The organism is Halalkalibacterium halodurans (assembly GCF_004376175.1).
Lineage (GTDB): Bacteria > Bacillota > Bacilli > Bacillales > Bacillaceae_D > Halalkalibacterium > Halalkalibacterium halodurans.
Genome location: NZ_SNUY01000012.1, coordinates 58,975 through 80,034, shown reverse-complemented (window position 1 = coordinate 80,034; position 21,060 = coordinate 58,975). Strand labels below are relative to the sequence as shown.

The following is a 21,060-nucleotide window of genomic DNA, read 5'->3' as shown; positions in this document are numbered from 1 at the left end:
TCTGGAATTGGGTGTATGGTAACCTCAATTATCTACAGAAATCAGGGGGTGGCAATTTTTTTGCTTATAAAGCCCTCTAACATAGGATTTAATAACCTATTTTTATATAAAGTTTTGACAATACGTGATAGATATAGGGGGAACAAGAATGAAAAAACTTATTCGCATTGGCTGGGTTAGCATACTTTCTGTTATGTTAGTCGCTTGTGGCACGAGCAATGAAACGTCTCAAGGAAATGAAAGCGCTTCAAATGGTGAAGCGAACGGTGACGTGTTAACGATTCGTGCGGGTATTGGGCTGAACAGTGAGCATCCTCAGTATAAAGGCTTGGAAAAATTTAAAGAACTCGTGGAAGAACGATCGGGTGGACAAATGGTTGTAGAAACCTATCATAGTGGCCAACTTGGTGATGATCGTTCAATGATGGAAGCGCTACAACTAGGCTCACAAGAAGTGACGGTGCCTTCAACCGCTCCTGTGGCCAATTTTGTTTCCGAATTTTCCGTATTTGACTTCCCATTCCTATTCCCTAGTAGTGATGTTGCCGACGAAGTGCTCGACGGAGACGTCGGTCAAGCGCTCCTCCAAAAGCTAGAAGAGCAAAATTTAGTCGGCCTTGCGTTCTGGGAAAATGGATTTCGCAATGTGACAAACAGTAAAAGGCCTATCGAGATGTTGGAAGACTTCAATGGTCTAACGCTACGAACGATGGAAAACGATCTACACCTTGAAGCCTTCCGCGCCTTAGGAGCCAATCCAACACCGATGGCATTCACAGAACTATTTACGGCCATGCAGCAAGGGACGGTGGATGGACAAGAAAACCCGTATGCTACGATTTATTTAGAAGGGTACGCGGAAGTGCAAAACCATGTGTCCAATACAAATCATATTTACAGCCCATTTGTATTCATGATGAGTAAACCATTTTTTGACGGTTTAACGGAGGAGCAACAAGAGATTGTTCGCGAAGCAGCGCTCGAAGCAAGCCAATATCAAAGAGAACTGAACCGTGAAGCCAATGAGACGTATTTAAGCAGTCTTGAAGAAGCAGGAATGACGTATACGGAGATTTCCGAAGTTGAGCGGATGCGAATGATCGAAGCCGTAGAGCCTGTCATCGATAAGTACGCTGAGCAAATTGGAACAGATATTGTACAAGCAGTCTATGATGCGATAGAAGCAGCACAGTAATACGTGCGGGCGCAGATGAGAGGATCTGCGTCCGATCCTTCTTGCCCGTTAAGAACGTTTAACGTTTGTAAGGGTTAATGATAAGAAAAACAACGGCTGTCACTATAGAGTGCGGCTACTATCCAAATTTCTTAACTATGTAAAGTACAGCTAAACGGGATGTCTTCCACAAAGCATCAAACGAGGCGACTTTTCGGCAGCGTCTTATGATAGCGTTCACAAGCTCAACGTGGTCTTTCCCTTCGTTGCTTGTGCCAATTGCTACACTTTTAAGTGCTTTTCGAAGAAGGAATGGCAGAAGTATGGATCTTCAGGCAAGGGTCCATAGTTTTGCACTTCTTTCTATATTAAAAAAGATTTTGACGTAAGGTGGGATTTCATGAAGGTCATCCGTTGGCTTGATGAGCATATTGAAGAATTTTTTCTCGTCTTTTTTTCAATCGTTATGGTCGTTGTTATTGCGGTACAAGTGTTTATGCGTTATGTTTTATCCTCGTCCTTGTCATGGTCTGAGGAACTCGCACGTTATTGTTTTATTTGGCTTGTTTACTTCGGAATCAGTTATGGAGTTAAAAAGCAAAGGCATATTAAAGTAGATGTTGCGCTCCTTCTCTTGAAAGAGCGGGGGAAGATTGTGCTGCAAATAGGTGCAAATCTTTTATTTTTAGGCTTTGCTCTCTTTGTGATTTTCTACGGAGTAGACATTGCCCAGCGTCTCCTATCATTTGGTCAAACCTCTCCGGCTCTCCAAATTCCGATGGGACTCGTCTATTTAGCTACACCGATCGGGATGGGGCTTGCGGCACTCCGTCTCGTACAGCAAATAATGAAGCAATTCAAAGCATTAGCAGGAGAGGGTTCTTTTAAAGTAAAAACGGAACAAGAAATCATTTTGGAAGAGCAGTCTTCTGATAAAGGGTCAAGGGATTAGGAAGGTGGATGACAGATGACGGCCGCTGTATTATTTGGAAGCTTTGCATTGTTACTACTTTTAAGTGTACCGATCGGGATTGCATTAGGGTTAGCGACATTATTAGCTATTCTTTATTCAGGGACGATTCCGCTCGAATTTTTAGCTCAGGGTTTGATTACATCGGTTGATTCTTTCCCGTTAATGGCAGTTCCATTTTTCATATTAGCAGGCGAAATCATGGCGCGTGGAGGTGTGACAGATCGACTGTTCAATGTGGCTAATGCCCTTGTCGGCAATCGCACAGGTGGTTTTGCGATCGCAACGGTGATTACGTGTATGTTCTTCGCCGCAATTTCTGGATCCGGTCCAGCGACGGTAGCTGCGATCGGAGGAATTATGATTCCAGCTATGGTGAAACATGGATATGACAAACGGTTTGCTACTGCTTTAGTGGCTGCAGCTGGTTCGTTAGGTGTGATCATACCCCCAAGTATTCCAATGGTCATTTATGGTGTATCGGCGAGTGCATCGATCGGAGGTTTATTCGTAGGAGGCATTATTCCCGGTTTAATGATTGCGGGCGCTTTAATGGCCTATGCCTACTATTATTCTCGTAAAAAAGGGTATAAAGGATCTACCGAAAAAACATCGTTCAAACACATCCTCCAATCGGTCTGGGAGGCTAAGTGGGCGTTAGTCATTCCGTTCATTATTCTTGGTGGGATTTACGGCGGCGTGTTTACCCCGACGGAGGCGGCCGTTGTTGCCGTTGTCTATAGTCTCCTTGCAGGTCTCATTTTGTATAGGGAGCTCACGATCAAACAGCTTCCTCGTGTGTTCGCAGATGCTGCTCTCACAACAGCGACAATCCTAATCATCGTTGGCTCGGCAACAGCGTTCGGTCGATTGCTTACGATCGAACAAATTCCGAATCAAGTGGCTGATTGGATGTTAACGATATCTGAAAACAAAATCATATTAATTTTATTGATCACGATTCTCTTACTTGTGGTAGGCTGTTTTATGGATACATTGGCAGCGATTATTATTTTGACACCAATCTTACTTCCCATTGCTGTAACGTTAGGGTATGATCCGATCCATTTTGGCATGATCATGGTTGTCAACCTGGCGATTGGCTTTATCACACCGCCTTTAGGAGTGAACTTGTTTGTCGGGTCAGGAATCTCGGGAATAAGCATCGAGTCGTTATCAAAAGCGATTGTCCCGTTTTTCCTTGTGATGGTTCTGACACTCTTTATTCTCGTATTTGTTCCACAATTAACGCTTTATTTAGTAGAGTTACGAGGCTAATGAACAGCCCGTTCCCGAAGTTGTTCACCGCTTCGGGCTCTTTTGTTCATCTTCAGTGTGGACCGTGCGGTAAAACGCTCTAAGTTACTGCGATGGCTGGGTAAGGGAGAGGAGAGAACATGACGATTTTCTTTCAAGTTGTCCTTCCCGTCATTCTCGTGTTTTTTATTGGTTTCATCGTTCAAAAATGGCGGGATGTTGACATTAAACCGATCTCTACGGTAGCGGTCTACATTTTGACTCCATCCCTCGTGTTTCGGACATTTTATGAGGCAGAGCTGAACTTGCAATACTTGTACATGTTCCTATTTGCTATGCTGCTTTTGTTCGCTTTGATTGCAATCAATAAAGTGTATGCGGTTCTTCGCGGTTATTCTCAGGCGACAGAGAGTGGGTTAGTTCTTTCTACTGCCTTTATGAACTCGGGCAATTACGGGGCACCGATTATTTTGTTTGCCTATGGAAACACTGGATTTGCTTTTGCTGTCTCCTTTATGGTGCTTCAATCGGTCATCATGAATTTTTTCGGTGTTTACTATGCCGCGCGCGGAAAGGCAGGGGTACGTATGGCGATACGTGCGGTGATGCAAATGCCAGCAACGTATGCTGTTATTGTGGCGCTTGCGCTTCAAGCGATTCCAGTTGAGATACCTGCAAACTTTTTAATGACTGTCGATATTATTGCAGAAGCGGCTGTTCCGACCGTTATGATTATTCTCGGGATGCAGCTAGCGATGATTAAATGGGAGCATTTCGATTGGAGTAAGATTACATATGGAACGATTTTACGATTGATCGTGTCTCCACTCATTGCTTTCGGTATTACGCTAGTGTTCCCGTTTGATCCGCTGCTTGCTAAAGTGCTGATCGTCTCTGCCGCAATGCCTTCTGCTGCAACGATCGTGATGTACGCTGTTCAGTTTCAGGCAGAACCGCGCCTCGTGACAAGCATCACGCTCATTACAACACTGTTCAGCGTTGTGACCATTACAGTACTTTTAGCGATCTTAGGTTAATTCCATTCATCTATTTTACGGTCGTGATTGCATTTTTTTTGCTTGGGCACTATCATTAAATAGTGCCCGTTCAAAAACAGATGGATGACTTATGCTACAATGAGATGGTCCAACACTTTGAACGACTTGAACGATACATAACGAGGAGGAAATGATATGAAGATGATGGATGCGAATGAAATTATTCAGTTTATTTCTAATAGCCAAAAGACAACACCTGTAAAGGTCTATATTAAAGGCGACTTGGAAGGTATCGATTTTGGAGCTAATACAAAATCGTTTATCAACGGACAGACAGGTGTTTTATTCGGTGAATGGAGTGAGATTGACGCTGCCCTAAAAGCGAATGAGGCTAAAATTAAAGATGTTGTCGTCGAAAATGATCGTCGCAACTCTGCCATTCCACTCCTCGATTTAAAAAACATTAAAGCTCGCATTGAGCCAGGTGCAATTATTCGTGATCAAGTGGAAATTGGCGATAACGCCGTGATTATGATGGGCGCAAGCATCAACATCGGGTCTGTGATCGGCGAAGGAACAATGATCGACATGAACGTTGTTCTCGGTGGACGGGCGACAGTAGGGAAAAACTGCCATATCGGAGCGGGCTCCGTATTAGCTGGGGTCATTGAGCCACCTTCTGCTAAACCGGTTGTCGTTGAGGATGATGTCGTGATCGGTGCGAACTGCGTCATTCTTGAAGGGGTAACAGTTGGAAAAGGCGCTGTTGTTGCTGCAGGAGCTGTTGTAACGGAAGATGTTCCGCCAAACACAGTCGTAGCAGGAACGCCTGCTCGGGTGATTAAAGAGATCGACGAGAAAACAAAAGGCAAAACAGAAATTAAACAAGAGCTTCGCCGTTTGAATGAAGATAACTAAACAACGTGTGGCTTTACTCAAAATGGGTAAAGCCCTTTTTTCACGATCAGTTAGATATCATTTCGGAAAGATTTTACGACAAGACCAGTTCTTCAAAAAGGGGGAAATGTATGGAACCGTCATTAATCGATGTGCGAAGAGCGTTGCATCGCATACCTGAGCTTGGGTTTGAAGAATATAAAACACAGACGTATTTGCTAGAACTCATTCAATCACTCCCACAAGATTTTTTAGAAGTGAAAACGTGGAAAACAGGCATCCTCGTTCGTGTCCGAGGTCGAAAGGGTGAGAAAACGGTTGCTTACCGTGCGGACATGGACGGATTACCAATAACCGAAGAAACAGGGTTACCATTTGTTTCGCAACATGAGGGGCGGATGCATGCTTGTGGTCATGATTTACATATGACGATTGCTTTCGGTCTGCTTCGTCATTTTGCCTATCACCAACCTGAGACTCACTTGCTGTTTATTTTTCAGCCAGCTGAAGAAGGGCCTGGTGGCGCGAAACCGATGCTGGATTCAGAGGAATTCCGTATGTGGTGGCCCGATGAGATTATTGCTCTCCATATTGCCCCGGAATATCCAGTAGGGACAATCGCCACACGGAAAGGGCTGTTATTTGCAAACACGTCTGAGCTTTTCATTGACTTAAAAGGTCAGGGAGGCCATGCCGCCTATCCTCATCTAGCCAATGATATGGTTGTTGCAGCTAGTCACCTCGTCACACAGCTTCAATCGGTTGTTTCTCGTAACGTGGATCCGCTTGATTCGGCTGTTGTGACAATCGGGGTGATTAAAGGAGGAACGAAGCAAAATATTATTGCGGAAACGGCGCGGATCGAAGGGACCATCCGAACGTTGTCGATTGAGTCGATGAAAAAGGTGAAAAAACGAATTGAAGCACTTGTTTCAGGGATCGAAATCGGATTTTCATGTCAAGCATCCATTGATTATGGCTCAAATTACTGTCAAGTGTGGAATGACGAGGAGCGGGTCGCGCGTTTTATAGAATACTCGCAAGGAAGAGAGGGCGTCACGTTTATCGAATGCAGCGAAGCCATGACAGGGGAGGATTTCGGTTATTTTCTCGAAGAAATTCCTGGCTTTATGTTTTGGCTTGGTGTCGATACAAACTATGGTTTGCATGATGCGCGTTTGAATCCAAATGAGGATGTATTGTCATTTGCCGTCCAGCATTTAATAGGATACATCGAAACATTGTAGCAGAGAAATAGATAGAAATGCATGAAAAAAAAAGGGTCGTTCATACTAAGGAAGAAAGATGATTATTTTGGAGGTGTGAGCGATGCCAAAGGTCGGTGTCGAACAATCATTGACAGCTATTTCAGAAGAGCTTCGTGGGATGGGATATGATGTCGTTCAGTTGAAGCAGGAGCAAGATGCTCAAGGCTGTGACTGTTGCGTTATCACAGGCCAAGATCAGAATGTAATGGGAATTCAAAATGCTGTGACACAAGGCGCTGTCATTAATGCAAGTGGGTTAACAGCAGAAGAGGTTTGTCAGCAAGTAGATCAGCGCTTGCGGCAGCAATAAATGATCAGAAGAAAGCACTCGCTGTTGTCGGGTGCTTTTTCGCACATATTAGGGTCACCACCCCTTTTGCCCAGATAAGTTAAGTGCTCGTTATCGAACGTGGTGACAATGATAGCTCGTGGTTTGTTCAGAGGTGCCCCTTTGTTGCGAGGATTCTATATTTACCTGCAGGGAGTTTACACTTTTTCCAAGTTGTTGGATTTTGTTACTTAGTTCATTAAGGGTAGTATCCACTTGCGAAAATGTACTCTCGAGTTTGTTCACCTTGCCATCAAGCCAATCGATGGTTTCGCTTAATTGATACAACGTTTGTTTCAATTGTGAGTCGTTCACTATGTCAACCTCCTTCTTTTAGCTATGTTTCATTATCATCACATATATGGAAAACTTTTATTGAACATTCATAAGAAAAAGCCATCTCTCATAATAAGGAGATGGCTGATTGATTCATCCCATTTACTTATGAACGTATACTTGGTGAGGATACGGAATTTCGATGTTATGGGCTTCTAGAGCCTCTTTCAACTGTTTGCGTAATAGACGCTCGACACTCCATTGCTCCATATTTTCCGTTTTTGCAATGATGCGGATGACCACATCAGAATCGCCTAAATTTTGAACACCGATAACATCTGGACCTTCAATAATCCGTTCATCTTGTTCAGCCAATTGATCGCAAACCTTCTGCATGACGGAAATCGCTTCATCAATGTTATCGTTATATGAAATGCTGATGTCTACAAGCGCACGCATATTCCCGCGAGAATGGTTGCTAACGTTGGCGATGTTTCGATTCGGTATGTAGTGAAGGGTTCCATCAAAGCCGCGAATTAAGGCTGTACGCAAGCCAACCTCTTCCACGATGCCATCGACACCACCAGCCGTCACGTAATCTCCTACATCGATTTGCTTTTCCAACAAAATAAAAAAGCCTGTCACAATGTCACTCACTAAACCTTGTGCCCCAAAACCAATTGCCAGTCCAATGATCCCAGCACCTGCTATTAAAGCGGAAGGATTTAAACCGAAAATGGTGAGCAAAGTCGTTGCAAAAATAAACATGAGTGTATAAGAAAAAGCATTTAGTGAAAGCTTTTCAAGTGTGACGACCCGTCCAGATGAAAGCTGGTTATTTTTCGCCATCCGCGCAAAACTATTGGAAATGATCCGTTTCCCGATCGCACGCACGATAAGAAAGGCAATGACTGCAACGAGCACTTTACCAGCGATGATGAAAGTCGAAGCAAGAAAAGCCCCTGATGTTATATTTTCAAACCATAGGTTCATCGTATCAACTCCTCTTGGATGATGGGCTAGCCTCTCTTACTATAACCTCATTAAGTATGGACGAAACATGGAAAGAAGAGAAGGGCCAATGGTCGTAGACCCTTTGCTGGACTATCGTAGCGTAAAAAAATTGTCACATTCTAAAAAGGGCTGATATCAAGGGGGAAAGAAGTTCAGTTATTATCAACTAATATCAATTATAAAAAAACATTTACTTCAAAGACATTGACTCCAAAATTTACTTCTCTTATAATATGGCTGTAAGACAACACTTTTGAAGATTTTTCGGGAGGTAGGTACATAATGACGGACAAGCGTATGGTAGCAAAGCAAGCACCTCGCTTTGAAATGGATGCTGTAATGCCGAACAAGGAGTTCGGAAAAGTAAGCCTCGAAGAGAATATGAAGAACGACAAATGGACAGTTCTTTTCTTCTATCCAATGGACTTCACTTTTGTATGTCCAACAGAAATTACATCACTCAGCGACCGTTATGACGAGTTTGAAGATTTAGATGCGGAAGTAATTGGGGTTTCAACCGACACCATTCACACGCATAAAGCTTGGATTAACACGTCTCGTGATGACAACGGCTTAGGAGACCTTAAGTATCCATTAGCTGCAGACACGAATCACGAAGTCTCTCGTGAATATGGTGTACTTATTGAAGAAGAAGGAATTGCACTTCGTGGACTATTCATCATTAGCCCAGAAGGCGAGCTTATGTATTCTGTCGTCAACCATAATAACATTGGTCGTGACGTGGATGAAACGCTTCGTGTTCTTCAAGCGCTCCAAACTGGTGGCCTTTGCCCTGCAAACTGGAAGCCAGGTCAAGAAACATTAAGCGTTTAATTTTGGACAAGCTACAGGTTCAATGGGGAGAGGTCTAGCAGCAATGTTAGGCCTCTTCCCTTCATTTTCGATTAGAAGGAGGGAATTGAGAATGGCGTTAAAATTACGTTCTCAAATGCCAGAATTAGAAGGCGCAACTGCATGGTTAAACGGAGAAGTACAAAAGAGTGATCTTCAGGATAAACCGACACTTATTCATTTTTGGTCGATTAGTTGCGGACTATGTAAAGAAGCGATGCCGAATGTGAACGAATTCCGTGATAAATATAAAGATCAATTGCACGTGATTGCCGTTCACATGCCACGTTCGGAAAAAGACTTAGACCTCGAACAGATTAAACAAGTCGCAGAGGAGCATGGGATTACTCAACCTATTTTTGTCGATAGCCAGCATAAGCTAACGGATGCGTTTGAAAATGAATACGTGCCAGCTTACTATGTATTTGATGAAGAAGGACAGCTTCGTCATTTTCAAGCTGGTGGCGGCGGGATGAAAATGCTAACGAAGCGCGTTAACCGAGTGCTAGGTATTAAGGAATAAGCTTGAACAAGTGCGCCACGAGGGGCGCACTTGTTTTATGCTCTTTCTCATGTTTAATTTATAAGAAAGACGTTTTTTCATTAAATGATGGCGGTAAATGAAAGAGGGGCCATGAGCAACCTAGTTAGGGCTAACCTGTACATTCAAGCATATACTAAAGTCAAGCGGAAAAAAGTCAAAGTACATTTGGATAAAAGGTGAAGAGCGTATGAAAAAACAGTTTGCCGTCATTGGATTAGGTCGATTTGGCGGAAGTGTCTGCCGTGCATTAATTGAGAATGGGATGGAAGTATTAGCAATTGATCGAGATGAGGCGAAGGTCGAACAATTTCGTGACATAGCGACCCATGCTGTTATTGCGGATACTACGGATGAGAAGGTGTTAAAAAGCTTAGGTATTCGAAATTTTGATCATGTTATCGTTGCGATCGGTGATGACATTCAAGCGAGTATTTTGACAACCTTAATTTTAGTAGAGCTTGGTGTGCCCCACGTAACAGCAAAAGCACTTAATGCTTATCATGCTAAAGTCTTGAACAAAGTTGGAGCAGAAAAGGTCGTACATCCTGAACGGGATATGGGGGTTCGAATCGCTCACCATCTAATTTCTAAAAATATTCTCGACTATTTGGAGCTTTCAGATGATTACAGCATTGTCGAGTGTATTGCTGGAGAGAAGTTGAATGGAAAAACGATGGTGGAACTAAACATTCGCGCCACGTACGGTTGTAGCATTATTGCGATCAAGCGAGGGCGTGAAATTATCGTATCACCAGCTGCTGAAGAAACAATTCAAACTGATGATTTGTTAGTGGTGATCGGTGCTGATGCGGATATTGTCCGATTTGAAATGGATTTGATCGATTCGTAACAAAAGCACAGGTGTCCCTTTTAGAACTATTGTTAGCTTACTGCTAAATTCTTTTAACCCTCTGAAAAGGTATTAAAAACGAGCGTTTATCGAAACGCTCGTTTTTGTTACCCATTAGACTTCCATGATGATCGGTAAAATCATCGGTTTACGTTTTGTTCGATCGTATAAGAATGGGCCGAGGACATCCGTAATTTCGTTTTTGATTTCAGACCATTGATTCGTTTTACGCTCCATCACTTCTTGCAAATGATTGGCGAGAAGTCTTTGCGCCTCCTGAATTAAGTCACCTGATTCACGCATGTACACGAATCCTCTTGAAATGAGGTCAGGTCCGGCTGTGACTTTGTACTCCTTCATATTGAGACTAACAACGACGACCACAAGTCCTTCTTCTGACAAAATGCGGCGGTCACGCAGCACAATGTTGCCGATATCACCGATTCCATTTCCGTCTACGTAAACGGAGCCAGATGGAATTTTTCCGGCGATTCCTGCTTCATCAGGGTGGAGGGCAAGAACATCCCCATTATCCATAATAAAGCAGTTTTCTGCAGGTACCCCGCAATCTTCTGCAAGTTTCGTATGCATTTTGAGCATCCGGTATTCTCCGTGAATGGGCATAAAGTATTTTGGTTTTATTAAACGAAGCATGAGCTTCTGTTCTTCCTGTCCGCCATGTCCAGACGTATGGATGTCATTGAGTGAACCATGAATAACATTCGCTCCAGCTTTGTACAGCTGGTTGATGGTTTTGCTGACGCTTAACGTATTACCTGGAATCGGAGACGAAGAAAAAATCACCGTATCACCAGGGATGATTTGAATTTGCCGATGGGTTCCAAAGGCAACCCTTGAGAGTGCAGCCATTGGTTCTCCTTGAGAGCCTGTACATAAAATCATTACTTCGTTATCAGGTAATTTATTGAGTTGATTTGGCTCAATAAACGTATTTTTAGGAGCCTTAATATAACCGAGTTCTTGACCGATATTAATCGCTGACTCCATGCTGCGGCCAAAGACGGCAACTTTTCGTCCATAACGGACAGCCGACTCTACTGCTTGCTGCAATCGGTGAATGTTCGAGGCGAATGTAGCAAAAATAATTCGACCCTCTACACGGCGAAAAATATGATCGATGCTTTCGCCAACTTTACGCTCTGACATTGTAAACTCAGGAATTTCACTATTGGTGCTATCGGATAGTAAGCAAAGAACGCCTTCTTCCCCGATTTTCGCCATTTTTGTTAAGTTTGCTGGTTCACCAACTGGCGTGAAATCAAATTTAAAATCCCCCGTGTGGACGATGTTGCCAGGAGGGGTTTTTACGACGATCCCGTATGAATCAGGAATGCTGTGGGTCGTTCGAAAAAATGAAACCGACGTCTTGGCAAACTTTATAATATCGTCCTCTTGAATGTCATGGAGTTTCGCTTTACGAAGGAGTCCGTGCTCCTCAAGCTTGCCTCGAAGGAGTCCGAGGGCAAGTTTTCCCCCATAGATTGGAATATTTACTTCCCTAAGTAAATAAGGGATGCCCCCAATATGGTCTTCGTGTCCGTGTGTAATAAAAAGACCTTTTATCTTGTTTTCATTCTTGACCAGGTACGAATAATCAGGAATGACATAATCAATTCCAAGAAGTTCATCTTCAGGAAATTTTATTCCGGCATCAATAAGGATAATTTCATCTTGGAACTGCACCGCATACGTATTTTTTCCGATCTCACCTAAGCCCCCGAGGGCATACACAGCGGTTTGGTTATTTTTTAGTTGCTTCATAATCAGTTAGAGCTTCTCCACGGTAAAATGTTCTTTTTGTTGTTCATACGCTAAAAATTCACCAGAGATCGGAGTGATAAATTCTAGGTTATAGTTTTTCTCAGAAAGCTTTTTGCGTACATCCGCTTCACTTTCTGCTTCTACATATAGAGAGTCTGTGTTCTCTCTAACTGGAACTTGGTCAAAATCTTTTTGATAAAATACTTTGTAGATCATTCATACCTCTCCTTACACGTAAATGATATATTTATTATAAAGGATTCCCTTTTGTTTTTCATGTTTTTCTTTAACATCTAGTAAACAGGATTTCCTATCAACCCAAAAAATCCCTTCATTCACTACATGTAAAGAAGATAATAACGTCATCCTTTACCTCCTTCATTGTTTTTAAACGTGAATAAGACGACTTTTCGGCAATAAGTTTTTGCATCCTTCACGTAATTTTTTGCGTAGTTTTTTTAACATATCATTCGCTCCTTTCCAAGGTTAAGATTTAACAGTTTCCTTCCGCTTCTTTTTTCGGTACGATGAAAAAGGAATGATCTTTCGCTGATTTTAGATTTAGTATGTGTGGATAGGGAGAAGATCACTAAGGTAATTAATGGAGTGCACATGTGTAGGAGGGAAAGCGAATGAGTGACAAAGTTGTTTTTTTTGATATTGATGGAACGCTATTAACAGAAGAGAAAGAGCTACCATCCTCCGCGAAAGAGGCTATTTTTTCGTTGCAGCAAAAAGGGGTGCATGTGGCAATTGCCACTGGCAGAGCACCATTCATGTTTAAGGAGCTTGCAGAAGAGCTCAACATCCGTTCGTTTGTAAGCTTTAATGGTTCTTATGTAGTATTTGAAGGGGAAGTTGTGGCTACTTCACCGCTGACGCAGGAACAATTAACTCGTTTAGATGCATTTGCGAAAGAAAACAATCACCCAATGGTATTTCTTAACCATGAAACAGCAAAGTCAAATGAATTGAATCATCCTCACATTGATGAGAGCATCGCGAGTTTAAAGCTACCGTATCCTGAATACGAACCGGAGTTTTACAAAGATCGTGACATTTATCAAGCGCTCCTTTTTTGTCAGGACGGTGAGGAAAAACGCTATGAAGAAAATCACCAACACTTTGATTATGTTCGGTGGCATCGCTACTCGATTGATGTCATTCCTCAAGGTGGCTCAAAAGCCGTGGGTATTGGCCGATTGCTTGAGCATTTGAAAGTAGGACCTGAGCAGGCGTTTGCCTTTGGTGATGCATTAAACGATTTAGAAATGCTTCAATTTGTAGGCACGGGAATCGCCATGGGGAACGGCCTTGAACAAGTAAAAGCTCGTGCCAACCTAGTGACGAAGCGAGTAGAAGAAGATGGCATTTATCATGGATTGAAATTAGTCGGCTTATTATAAATAAAACAAGAAGAGGCTGGGACAAAACTAGCCAAAAATAGTAAGTAAAAAGGTTCCAAGCAAATAATAAGTGCTTGGAACCTTTTTTGTGGAGTTTTTCTTATTTCCTGGCCCTATGTCACCGTTCGTGGCCGTGTACTTTCTCAAGTTCACGGCCATAAATGCAAACCCCAATTCATTTTTCACTTTATCTTTGCCTCTGACGGACATTCGAGTGAAACCCAAATTAGCCTTCAGAAAACCGAACACTGGTTCTACTTCAACTTTTCGTTTCCTGTAAATTTCACCAGTTTTCTCGTCTGAAAGCTTCATACGTATATTTTCTTTTTGAGATTCCCACTTTTCATTAATGTAGACTTTTCGATTGTTGCCTTCTTTTGCTTTCGTGCACAGTTCGCGGAATGGACAGCCTGAACAATCTTCACATTCGTACACTTTAAATTCCCGTGTGAATCCGTACCTGTCTGTTCGTTTGGACTGATGGCTAAACCATACTTTTTGACCATTTGGACATCGGAAAGCGTCCTCTTCCTCATTATAATCCCAATTGTCTACATGAAAAGCATTGTCTTTGTGTTTCCTTTTCTTTTCCTTTCGATACTGATTGTATGTAATAAGTGGCGTTCGATTTCGATTCTCAATGATTTCTTCATAGTTCTGTTCGCTTCCGTATCCTGCATCTGCAACGATATATTCTGGTAATTCGAAGAAATCTTCTATCGTTTGAAGAAATGGAATCAAGGTGCGTGTATCTGTTGGATTTGGAAAAACATCGTAAGCGAGTGCGTATTGACCTTCTGTCGCAAGTTGTACATTATAACCAGCTTTCAATTGACCGTTCTTCATGTAATCGTCCTTCATCCGCATAAACGTCGCATCAGGATCAGTTTTTGAATAGCTATTGCGTTCGCCGAAAGTCTCCATATCTTTTTGATACTTTTGTTTACGAGCAATGAAATCCATGAACTGCTTACGAGCTTGTTTTGGTGCTTTACGTTCAGCGCGAATGTTCTTCCGTTCACTGCCGACCTCACAAGCTTCAATTTTTTTATCATATTCGCTGACTGTTTCGTCTAACTTTTTGACCACTTCTTCCATTTCTTTAACGGTTAGTTCTTCTTTACTTTCTCGTTCTATCGCTGGGATAATTTCCTTTTCCAATAATTCATCATACAGTTGGTTGGACTTTTCTATTAATTTTTCACTATATTGTTCGACGGATTTTCTCCATACAAAGGTAAATTTGTTTGCGTTCGCTTCAATCTTCGTACCATCAATAAAAATTGCTTCTTCTTCAATCAACTCCTTTTCCACGAGTTGATTACGGAATTGGACAAAACATTCGCGCAGTAATTTTTCAATAAGTGGATTGGAACGGAAACGATTAATCGTCCGATAGCTCGGCTCATTTCCTTGGGCTAACCACATCATCCGAATACTGTCTTGGAGCAACGCTTCTATCTTACGACCAGAAAACACAGATTGTGTATACCCACACAAAATAACTTTTAACATCATACGAGGATGATAGGCAGGACGTCCAGTTTGGCGTAAGAAATCTTTGAATGCTTCCTCTGGTATGCTCTCTACAAGGTCATTAATCGCAAAAGCAATATCATTTTCTTGTAATTTTATTTCTAAATCTAGCGGCAAAACAATTTGATTCATGGTATACTGTTTAAACATAAGGACACCTCCAAAAATTATTGTTTAGTCACTTTAATTTTATCAAAAGGTGTCCTTTTGGTTTACACAAAATACGAATAAAAAGGCGTGAAGCCTACACTTTTTAGTGTAAGCTCCTACGCCTTATTTTTTTATTTCCTGGGGTTTTGTCCCAGCCCCTTCCGTTATTTAAAATAGGGTTCAGTAATTATAGGCTCGGATTGATTTCCCTTTTATAAGGATCCACCCAACCCTCAATTCGATCGTAAAACATAATCCCGTTTAGATGATCAATTTCGTGTTGAAACACGATGGCAGGAAATCCTTTTAATTTCAGACGTACTTCTTCATTGTTCTCATTAATAGCTTTTACCGTAATTCGTGCATGTCTTGGTACGATCCCTTGTACTTCACGGTCAACCGATAAGCAGCCCTCTCCTCCTTCAAGGTGGGTCATTTCCACCGATTCGCTAATGATTTTCGGGTTAAAGAGGACTAGACTATATTCCTTTTCATTTTCATCGGTTGTATGAACAGCGATCATTTGTTTGCTTAAACCGATTTGAGGCGCGGCTAACCCAACTCCTGGTCGCAACGAATATTTCTCCGCGATTTCAGGATTTTGGCTGTTTATTAAAAACTCAAGCATTCGCTTGGCGGTTTGTTTGTCTTCATCAGAAAGCGGTACAGGCACAGGTTTAGCGACTTCTCGCAGTACAGGGTTCCCTTCGCGAACAATGTCCTTCATCGTCAACACTATGTATCACTCCTTTTTCTCTTCATTCTTACTTTAGAGTCAAATTCATCAGAATTCAAGTAAATGCATAAAAAAGGAGACCTAGGGGGAGGCCTCCTTTGCGAAATCGTCGTTTTAATATACGCCAAATTTTGACGCGCCAACGATGATCAATAAAATGAACAGAACCACAATTAAAGCAAAGCCTTTTCCTGGCCCGTAACCAACGCCTGCTACTGGTGAGCAATAGCCTACTCCAACAGGAGCGCCGTAACCGACTCCGGCAACTGGTGCACCAGCGCCATAACCGCAAGGATCAAAGCATCCATCAAAACCATATCCGTACATTGAGTCATTACCTCCTTTGATTATCGCTTTAGGGCGATTCCCTACAACATATGCGGTAATTACATGATTGGTTGGACGGATGCCCAGAAAAAGAAATCATAACTGTGCTTTTTTGCTCATACACATGTATCAATCTAAAGTGTGTCATCTTGCTTCATGATGAGATCAACAATTGTGATTATGTGGGACAAGTTGTATAAGGGGGCATTCATTTGCAAACGTATTTGCGGTGGGCATTCATCATTTTGGTTATCACGGCCTTAACGGCTTGCGGGAAAACAGATGAAAAAATTCACGAACATTTAGAGGCGGCAGTTGAACTAGAGAAAGGCTTTTTAGAACAACAAGCTCCTTTAAGGCTTGCAGAAAAGGAAGAATATGAACGGTATGAAGCGTTAATTTCCCAAAATGTAGGGGAAAAAGAAGAGATAGAGGCGTTAGCTGCTGAGGCAATCGAACAAACCTATAGACGGGAAGAAATCATCGCCTTGGAGAAAGAAAGCATGACTGCAAGTTACGAAGCGTTTAAGAACATTGAGAGCTATGTGGAAAAATATAAAGATCCAGATATGAAAGCATTGCTTGAAGAAATGATGAAGACGATGAGTGAGCGATATCATCTATATGAAACGATTGCGGCAGATTATGTAGCGGGGATTGAGTTGGACCGTCAGCTCTATGAAATGCTAAAGGATGAGTCGACTTCGATCGAGTCGTTGCAGGAGCAAATTGAACGTATAAATGCTAAATATGAACAAATCAATGAGGCAAAGAGCGAATTTAATGAACGAACAAAAGAATACAATGAACAGAAACGGGAATTTTATAACGGAACAAAGCTCAACGTCCAATATTAAACTGGACGTTGAGCTTTTTCGTCATGAGAACTGTACTATAATTGATGTGAAGTTGATATATAACAGTAAGGTTTTTTAACATGGTTTCATGAAAGTGGATTCAGATAGATAATGCAAAAGGATTGACGAATTTCTATCCGTTGATGTAGACTTATCAACGGAAGATAAATTGTATTATTTTCTCGAAAAGATGACTAATACAGTTTTCTAATTAACGTGATATCCATGTTAATGCGTCAAAGCTGACAATTAAAGCCACCTTCAATACCTATCCCTCGAATGATTAAGGTTATGTAGGGACAGGGAATGGGTATTCTATGTAAGGAGTTTAAAAAAACGACAATCATCGATAAATGGTTTTAATCGTCAGATATTTTCATTTGAAAGGAAGAGGTGAAGGCAAGTGAGTACAAAGACGTTAGAAAAAGTGGAAGGTCAGTTTGAGACATTTCAAATTTTGAACGAAGAAGGCGAAGTTGTAAACGAAGCTGCAATGCCTGATCTAAGTGATGAACAATTACAAGAGTTAATGAAGCGCATGGTGTATACAAGAATTTGGGACCAACGCGCAATCTCCTTAAACCGCCAAGGGCGTTTAGGGTTCTACGCACCAGTTGCAGGCCAAGAGGCATCCATGCTTGGGTCGCAATTTGCCCTTGATAAAGAGGATTGGATTTTACCTGGATATCGCGATATTCCTCAAATCGTATTCCATGGTTTACCGCTCTATCAAGCGTTCCTATATTCCCGTGGTCACTTTGAAGGCGGACAAATTCCAGACGGTGTGAACGTGCTTATGCCGCAGATTATTATCGGAGCTCAGATCGTCCAAGCAGCTGGAGTTGCGATGGGTCTTAAGCGCAAAGGAAAGCAAAATGTAGCAATCACATATACAGGAGACGGTGGTGCGTCTCAAGGGGATTTCTATGAAGGAATGAACTTTGCTGGTGCTTACAACTCTCCAGCGATTTTCGTTGTTCAAAACAACCGTTTTGCGATTTCGGTTCCTGTCGAAAAACAATCTGCTGCTAAAACCATTGCTCAAAAAGCAGTTGCTGCAGGAATTGAAGGGATTCAAGTAGATGGGATGGACGTCTTAGCAGTCTATGCAGCGACAAAGCAAGCACGTGAGCGAGCGCTCGCTGGGGATGGTCCGACATTAATTGAAACGCTTTGCTATCGCTATGGGCCGCATACGATGGCGGGAGATGATCCAACTCGTTATCGTTCTTCTGACCTCGATGATGAATGGGAAAAGAAAGATCCGCTCGTTCGTTTCCGTAAGTTCTTAGAAGGAAAAGGACTTTGGAGTGAAGAGCAAGAGAACGAAGTGGTAGAAAAAGCGAAAGAAGATATTAAAGCGGCTATTAAGAAAGCTGATGCTGCCCCTAAGCAAAAAGTAACAGATTTGATCGGATTTATGTTTGAAGAAGCTCCTCAGCATCTTCGTGAGCAATTAGAAGAATATACAGCAAAGGAGTCGAAGTAACCTATGGCGCAAATGACAATGATCCAAGCGATTACGGATGCGATGCGTAATGAGCTAAAACGTGACGAGAATGTTCTCGTTTTTGGTGAAGACGTAGGCCAAAACGGTGGTGTCTTCCGTGCTACTGAAGGGCTTCAAAAGGAATTTGGCGAAGACCGTGTATTCGATACACCACTTGCTGAGTCTGGAATTGGGGGCCTAGCGATCGGTCTAGGATTAACAGGCTTCCGCCCAGTCATGGAAGTTCAATTTTTCGGTTTTGTATTTGAAGTATTTGATTCGGTTGCTGGACAAATGGCGAGAATGCGATATCGTTCAGGTGGCAAGTATCATTCGCCAATTACGGTCCGCTCTCCGTTTGGTGGAGGGGTAAAAACACCTGAACTTCACGCCGATAACTTAGAAGGTTTAATGGCACAGACACCAGGTGTAAAAGTTGTGATTCCGTCAACTCCATATGATGCAAAAGGGTTATTGATTTCTGCGATTCGTGACAATGATCCAGTTATCTACCTAGAGCATATGAAGTTATACCGCTCTTTCCGTGCGGAAGTTCCGGAAGAGGAGTACACAATTCCACTTGGTAAAGCTGATGTGAAGCGCGAAGGAAAAGATGTTTCTATTATTACGTATGGCGCAATGGTTCACTCTTCTCTAAAAGCGGCAGAAGAGCTTGAAAAAGAAGGCATTAGTGCCGAGGTCATTGACCTGAGAACAATCAGTCCTATTGACATCGATACGATTTTAGAATCTGTGAAAAAGACAAGCCGAGTGATCGTTGTACAAGAGGCTCAAAAACAAGCTGGGATTGGTGCTCATGTAGCTTCAGAAATCCAAGAACGTGCCATCCTTCATTTGGAAGCACCGATCATGCGTGTTTCTGCGCCAGATACGGTTTATCCGTTTGCAGCAGCGGAAGATGTATGGCTTCCTGATTTCAAAGATATTGTTGAAAAAGCAAAAGCAGTCATTGAATTTTAATTCAGATACGGTCAAGGAAAGAAGGGTGACTACGGTCTTCCTTCTCTCCTCATAAGAAGAATAGGATTAAAAAAGGAGGCGCTTGGATTGGCTTACGAATTTAAATTGCCTGACATCGGGGAAGGCATTCATGAAGGTGAGATTGTCAAATGGTTCGTGAAACCTGGTGATGAAGTAAAAGAAGACGATATTCTTTTGGAAGTTCAAAACGATAAAGCAGTCGTAGAAATTCCTTCACCGGTTGACGGGAAAATTTTAGAGGTTAAAGTAGAAGAAGGGACAGTAGCGATTGTCGGTGATGTGCTCGTCACGATCGATGCTGGAGAAGGAGTAGGAGCGGAAGAAACAGAAGAAGCCCCTGCACCAGAAGAAAAAGCTGAGGAAGCAGCACCAGCTGAGCCGGCACCAGCAAAAGAAACAGCACCTGAAGAAGACGGCGACGAAGACAAACGCGTCATCGCGATGCCATCTGTTCGTAAATACGCTCGTGAAAAAGGTGTAAACATTAAGAAAGTGAAGGGAACAGGGAAAAACGGTCGCATTTTACGTGAAGACATTGATGCTTTCTTGAGTGGAGATACTCAAGCAGAGGCTTCGGAAGAAAAAGCCGAAACAGCGGCACCTGCGGCAGCATCTAATGTGGAGCCGACTGAAATTCCTGTTGGTGAACGGGAAGAGCGCGTACCGCTTAAAGGGATCCGTAAAGCGATCGCAAAAGCGATGGTCAACTCGAAACATACAGCCCCGCATGTCACCCACATGGATGAAGTGGATGTTACGGCTCTTGTTGCACATCGTAAACAGTATAAAGAAATCGCAGCAGAGCAAGGGACAAAGCTCACATACTTACCTTATGTTGTGAAGGCTTTAACGTCTGCGTTGAAGAAGTATCCGGTTCTTAATGCGTCGATTGACGACGTGAACGAGGAGATTGTGTACAAGCATTACTTCAATATTGGTATTGCGGCTGACACAGAGCAAGGACTTGTCGTTCCAGTCATTAAAGACACAGATCGTAAATCGATCTTTGAATTAGCTGACAACATTAATGAGCTTGCGATTAAAGCACGTGATGGTAAGTTGAGCGCTGCTGAAATGAAGGGCGGCTCTTGCACAATCTCAAACCTTGGTTCTGCTCGTGGTCAATGGTTCACGCCAATTATCAACCACCCAGAAGTAGCGATTTTAGGAATTGGCCGAATCGAAGAGAAGCCAGTTGTTAAAGATGGTGAAATTGTAGCGGCTCCAGTTCTCGCACTTTCAATCAGCTATGATCACCGCCTCATCGACGGGGTCACAGCACAAAACGCACTGAATCATGTGAAGCGTTTGTTGAACGATCCACAATTAATGTTAATGGAGGGGTAA

General features: G+C 42.5%; 21 protein-coding genes and 1 pseudogene. 15 read left to right on the top strand and 7 right to left on the bottom strand.

Annotated features, from left to right (window positions below):
* Nucleotides 1-148: 148 nt before the first annotated feature.
* From E2L07_RS06280 to E2L07_RS06250, 7 genes are all read left to right on the top strand, one after another.
* Nucleotides 149-1,195: a TRAP transporter substrate-binding protein gene (locus E2L07_RS06280; protein ID WP_134229148.1), complete on the top strand. Its 1,047-nt coding sequence runs from the start codon at nucleotides 149-151 to the stop codon at nucleotides 1,193-1,195.
* Nucleotides 1,196-1,574: 379 nt separating this feature from the next.
* Nucleotides 1,575-2,126 (top strand): TRAP transporter small permease, encoded by a 552-nt coding sequence (locus tag E2L07_RS06275; RefSeq protein ID WP_134229147.1) that lies wholly within the window; start codon nucleotides 1,575-1,577, stop codon nucleotides 2,124-2,126.
* 15 nt (nucleotides 2,127-2,141) lie between these two features.
* Entirely contained in the window at nucleotides 2,142-3,422 is a 1,281-nt protein-coding gene (locus E2L07_RS06270; protein WP_134229146.1) for a TRAP transporter large permease, read from the top strand.
* A 119-nt stretch (nucleotides 3,423-3,541) separates the two neighbouring features.
* Complete coding sequence (locus tag E2L07_RS06265) at nucleotides 3,542-4,438, top strand: AEC family transporter (protein ID WP_010898819.1); 897 nt, start codon at nucleotides 3,542-3,544, stop codon at nucleotides 4,436-4,438.
* Nucleotides 4,439-4,594: 156 nt separating this feature from the next.
* Nucleotides 4,595-5,317 carry a 2,3,4,5-tetrahydropyridine-2,6-dicarboxylate N-acetyltransferase gene (gene dapD / locus E2L07_RS06260; RefSeq protein ID WP_010898818.1) on the top strand — a complete coding sequence of 241 codons (723 nt, stop codon included), beginning with the start codon at nucleotides 4,595-4,597 and terminating at the stop codon, nucleotides 5,315-5,317.
* Between the two features lie 110 nt (nucleotides 5,318-5,427).
* Nucleotides 5,428-6,543: an N-acetyldiaminopimelate deacetylase gene (locus E2L07_RS06255; protein WP_053430851.1), complete on the top strand. Its 1,116-nt coding sequence runs from the start codon at nucleotides 5,428-5,430 to the stop codon at nucleotides 6,541-6,543.
* An 82-nt stretch (nucleotides 6,544-6,625) separates the two neighbouring features.
* A complete protein-coding gene (locus E2L07_RS06250; protein ID WP_010898816.1) occupies nucleotides 6,626-6,874 on the top strand; it encodes a YkuS family protein in 249 nt (82 codons plus the stop codon).
* Between the two features lie 90 nt (nucleotides 6,875-6,964).
* On the opposite strand, the gene E2L07_RS06245 is transcribed toward E2L07_RS06250, so the two are convergent.
* Together E2L07_RS06245 and E2L07_RS06240 are read right to left on the bottom strand one after the other, a co-directional pair.
* The gene (locus E2L07_RS06245; protein WP_053430852.1) at nucleotides 6,965-7,207 is read right to left on the bottom strand and encodes a hypothetical protein; all 243 of its coding nucleotides are present in this window, start codon (nucleotides 7,205-7,207) and stop codon (nucleotides 6,965-6,967) included.
* A gap of 123 nt (nucleotides 7,208-7,330) precedes the next feature.
* The gene (locus E2L07_RS06240) at nucleotides 7,331-8,161 is read right to left on the bottom strand and encodes a mechanosensitive ion channel family protein (RefSeq protein ID WP_053430853.1); all 831 of its coding nucleotides are present in this window, start codon (nucleotides 8,159-8,161) and stop codon (nucleotides 7,331-7,333) included.
* A 303-nt stretch (nucleotides 8,162-8,464) separates the two neighbouring features.
* Between E2L07_RS06240 and E2L07_RS06235 the strand changes: the two genes are divergently transcribed.
* The 3 genes from E2L07_RS06235 to E2L07_RS06225 all read left to right on the top strand — a co-directional run bounded on the left by E2L07_RS06235 (nucleotide 8,465) and on the right by E2L07_RS06225 (nucleotide 10,428).
* On the top strand, nucleotides 8,465-9,016 hold the full coding sequence (locus E2L07_RS06235; RefSeq protein ID WP_010898814.1) for a peroxiredoxin: 552 nt from the start codon (nucleotides 8,465-8,467) through the stop codon (nucleotides 9,014-9,016).
* A gap of 91 nt (nucleotides 9,017-9,107) precedes the next feature.
* Nucleotides 9,108-9,557 carry a TlpA disulfide reductase family protein gene (locus E2L07_RS06230; protein ID WP_010898813.1) on the top strand — a complete coding sequence of 150 codons (450 nt, stop codon included), beginning with the start codon at nucleotides 9,108-9,110 and terminating at the stop codon, nucleotides 9,555-9,557.
* A 208-nt stretch (nucleotides 9,558-9,765) separates the two neighbouring features.
* The gene (locus E2L07_RS06225) at nucleotides 9,766-10,428 is read left to right on the top strand and encodes a potassium channel family protein (protein ID WP_053430854.1); all 663 of its coding nucleotides are present in this window, start codon (nucleotides 9,766-9,768) and stop codon (nucleotides 10,426-10,428) included.
* A gap of 114 nt (nucleotides 10,429-10,542) precedes the next feature.
* On the opposite strand, the gene rnjA is transcribed toward E2L07_RS06225, so the two are convergent.
* Together rnjA and E2L07_RS06215 are read right to left on the bottom strand one after the other, a co-directional pair.
* Complete coding sequence (gene rnjA, locus E2L07_RS06220; RefSeq protein ID WP_010898811.1) at nucleotides 10,543-12,210, bottom strand: ribonuclease J1; 1,668 nt, start codon at nucleotides 12,208-12,210, stop codon at nucleotides 10,543-10,545.
* Between the two features lie 6 nt (nucleotides 12,211-12,216).
* On the bottom strand, nucleotides 12,217-12,426 hold the full coding sequence (locus tag E2L07_RS06215) for a DNA-dependent RNA polymerase subunit epsilon (protein WP_053430855.1): 210 nt from the start codon (nucleotides 12,424-12,426) through the stop codon (nucleotides 12,217-12,219).
* 416 nt (nucleotides 12,427-12,842) lie between these two features.
* On the opposite strand from E2L07_RS06215, the gene E2L07_RS06210 reads away from it, so the two are divergent.
* The gene (locus E2L07_RS06210) at nucleotides 12,843-13,616 is read left to right on the top strand and encodes a Cof-type HAD-IIB family hydrolase (protein WP_134229145.1); all 774 of its coding nucleotides are present in this window, start codon (nucleotides 12,843-12,845) and stop codon (nucleotides 13,614-13,616) included.
* Nucleotides 13,617-13,643: 27 nt separating this feature from the next.
* Here E2L07_RS06210 and E2L07_RS06205 read toward each other — a convergent pair whose 3' ends face one another.
* The 3 genes and pseudogenes from E2L07_RS06205 to E2L07_RS21720 form a co-directional block, all read right to left on the bottom strand.
* Nucleotides 13,644-15,302: an IS1182 family transposase gene (locus E2L07_RS06205; protein ID WP_243854893.1), complete on the bottom strand. Its 1,659-nt coding sequence runs from the start codon at nucleotides 15,300-15,302 to the stop codon at nucleotides 13,644-13,646.
* 187 nt (nucleotides 15,303-15,489) lie between these two features.
* Entirely contained in the window at nucleotides 15,490-16,038 is a 549-nt protein-coding gene (gene def, locus E2L07_RS06200; RefSeq protein WP_010898807.1) for a peptide deformylase, read from the bottom strand.
* 114 nt (nucleotides 16,039-16,152) lie between these two features.
* Nucleotides 16,153-16,239, bottom strand: a pseudogene (locus E2L07_RS21720) (YjcZ family sporulation protein); the annotation flags it as partial.
* 338 nt (nucleotides 16,240-16,577) lie between these two features.
* Between E2L07_RS21720 and E2L07_RS06190 the strand changes: the two are divergent.
* The 4 genes from E2L07_RS06190 (at nucleotide 16,578) to E2L07_RS06175 (ending at nucleotide 21,060) form a co-directional block, all read left to right on the top strand.
* Nucleotides 16,578-17,222: a YkyA family protein gene (locus tag E2L07_RS06190; protein WP_166740030.1), complete on the top strand. Its 645-nt coding sequence runs from the start codon at nucleotides 16,578-16,580 to the stop codon at nucleotides 17,220-17,222.
* Nucleotides 17,223-17,625: 403 nt separating this feature from the next.
* On the top strand, nucleotides 17,626-18,711 hold the full coding sequence (pdhA, locus tag E2L07_RS06185) for a pyruvate dehydrogenase (acetyl-transferring) E1 component subunit alpha (protein ID WP_010898804.1): 1,086 nt from the start codon (nucleotides 17,626-17,628) through the stop codon (nucleotides 18,709-18,711).
* A gap of 3 nt (nucleotides 18,712-18,714) precedes the next feature.
* Entirely contained in the window at nucleotides 18,715-19,692 is a 978-nt protein-coding gene (locus tag E2L07_RS06180) for an alpha-ketoacid dehydrogenase subunit beta (RefSeq protein ID WP_010898803.1), read from the top strand.
* A gap of 87 nt (nucleotides 19,693-19,779) precedes the next feature.
* Nucleotides 19,780-21,060, top strand: coding sequence for a dihydrolipoamide acetyltransferase family protein (locus E2L07_RS06175; RefSeq protein ID WP_010898802.1), 1,281 nt, complete (start codon nucleotides 19,780-19,782; stop codon nucleotides 21,058-21,060).

What these genes read in the sequence shown, in the direction of transcription:
- E2L07_RS06275 (WP_134229147.1), top strand. Translation starts at nt 1,575, where the DNA reads ATGAAGGTCATCCGTTGGCTTGATGAGCATATTGAAGAATTTTTTCTC.
- E2L07_RS06205 (WP_243854893.1), bottom strand. Translation starts at nt 15,302, where the DNA reads ATGTTTAAACAGTATACCATGAATCAAATTGTTTTGCCGCTAGATTTA.
- E2L07_RS06280 (WP_134229148.1), top strand. Translation starts at nt 149, where the DNA reads ATGAAAAAACTTATTCGCATTGGCTGGGTTAGCATACTTTCTGTTATG.
- E2L07_RS06210 (WP_134229145.1), top strand. Translation starts at nt 12,843, where the DNA reads ATGAGTGACAAAGTTGTTTTTTTTGATATTGATGGAACGCTATTAACA.
- E2L07_RS06230 (WP_010898813.1), top strand. Translation starts at nt 9,108, where the DNA reads ATGGCGTTAAAATTACGTTCTCAAATGCCAGAATTAGAAGGCGCAACT.
- E2L07_RS06215 (WP_053430855.1), bottom strand. Translation starts at nt 12,426, where the DNA reads ATGATCTACAAAGTATTTTATCAAAAAGATTTTGACCAAGTTCCAGTT.
- E2L07_RS06235 (WP_010898814.1), top strand. Translation starts at nt 8,465, where the DNA reads ATGACGGACAAGCGTATGGTAGCAAAGCAAGCACCTCGCTTTGAAATG.
- E2L07_RS06255 (WP_053430851.1), top strand. Translation starts at nt 5,428, where the DNA reads ATGGAACCGTCATTAATCGATGTGCGAAGAGCGTTGCATCGCATACCT.
- E2L07_RS06180 (WP_010898803.1), top strand. Translation starts at nt 18,715, where the DNA reads ATGGCGCAAATGACAATGATCCAAGCGATTACGGATGCGATGCGTAAT.
- E2L07_RS06265 (WP_010898819.1), top strand. Translation starts at nt 3,542, where the DNA reads ATGACGATTTTCTTTCAAGTTGTCCTTCCCGTCATTCTCGTGTTTTTT.
- E2L07_RS06240 (WP_053430853.1), bottom strand. Translation starts at nt 8,161, where the DNA reads ATGAACCTATGGTTTGAAAATATAACATCAGGGGCTTTTCTTGCTTCG.
- E2L07_RS06225 (WP_053430854.1), top strand. Translation starts at nt 9,766, where the DNA reads ATGAAAAAACAGTTTGCCGTCATTGGATTAGGTCGATTTGGCGGAAGT.
- rnjA (WP_010898811.1), bottom strand. Translation starts at nt 12,210, where the DNA reads ATGAAGCAACTAAAAAATAACCAAACCGCTGTGTATGCCCTCGGGGGC.
- E2L07_RS06270 (WP_134229146.1), top strand. Translation starts at nt 2,142, where the DNA reads ATGACGGCCGCTGTATTATTTGGAAGCTTTGCATTGTTACTACTTTTA.
- E2L07_RS06250 (WP_010898816.1), top strand. Translation starts at nt 6,626, where the DNA reads ATGCCAAAGGTCGGTGTCGAACAATCATTGACAGCTATTTCAGAAGAG.
- dapD (WP_010898818.1), top strand. Translation starts at nt 4,595, where the DNA reads ATGAAGATGATGGATGCGAATGAAATTATTCAGTTTATTTCTAATAGC.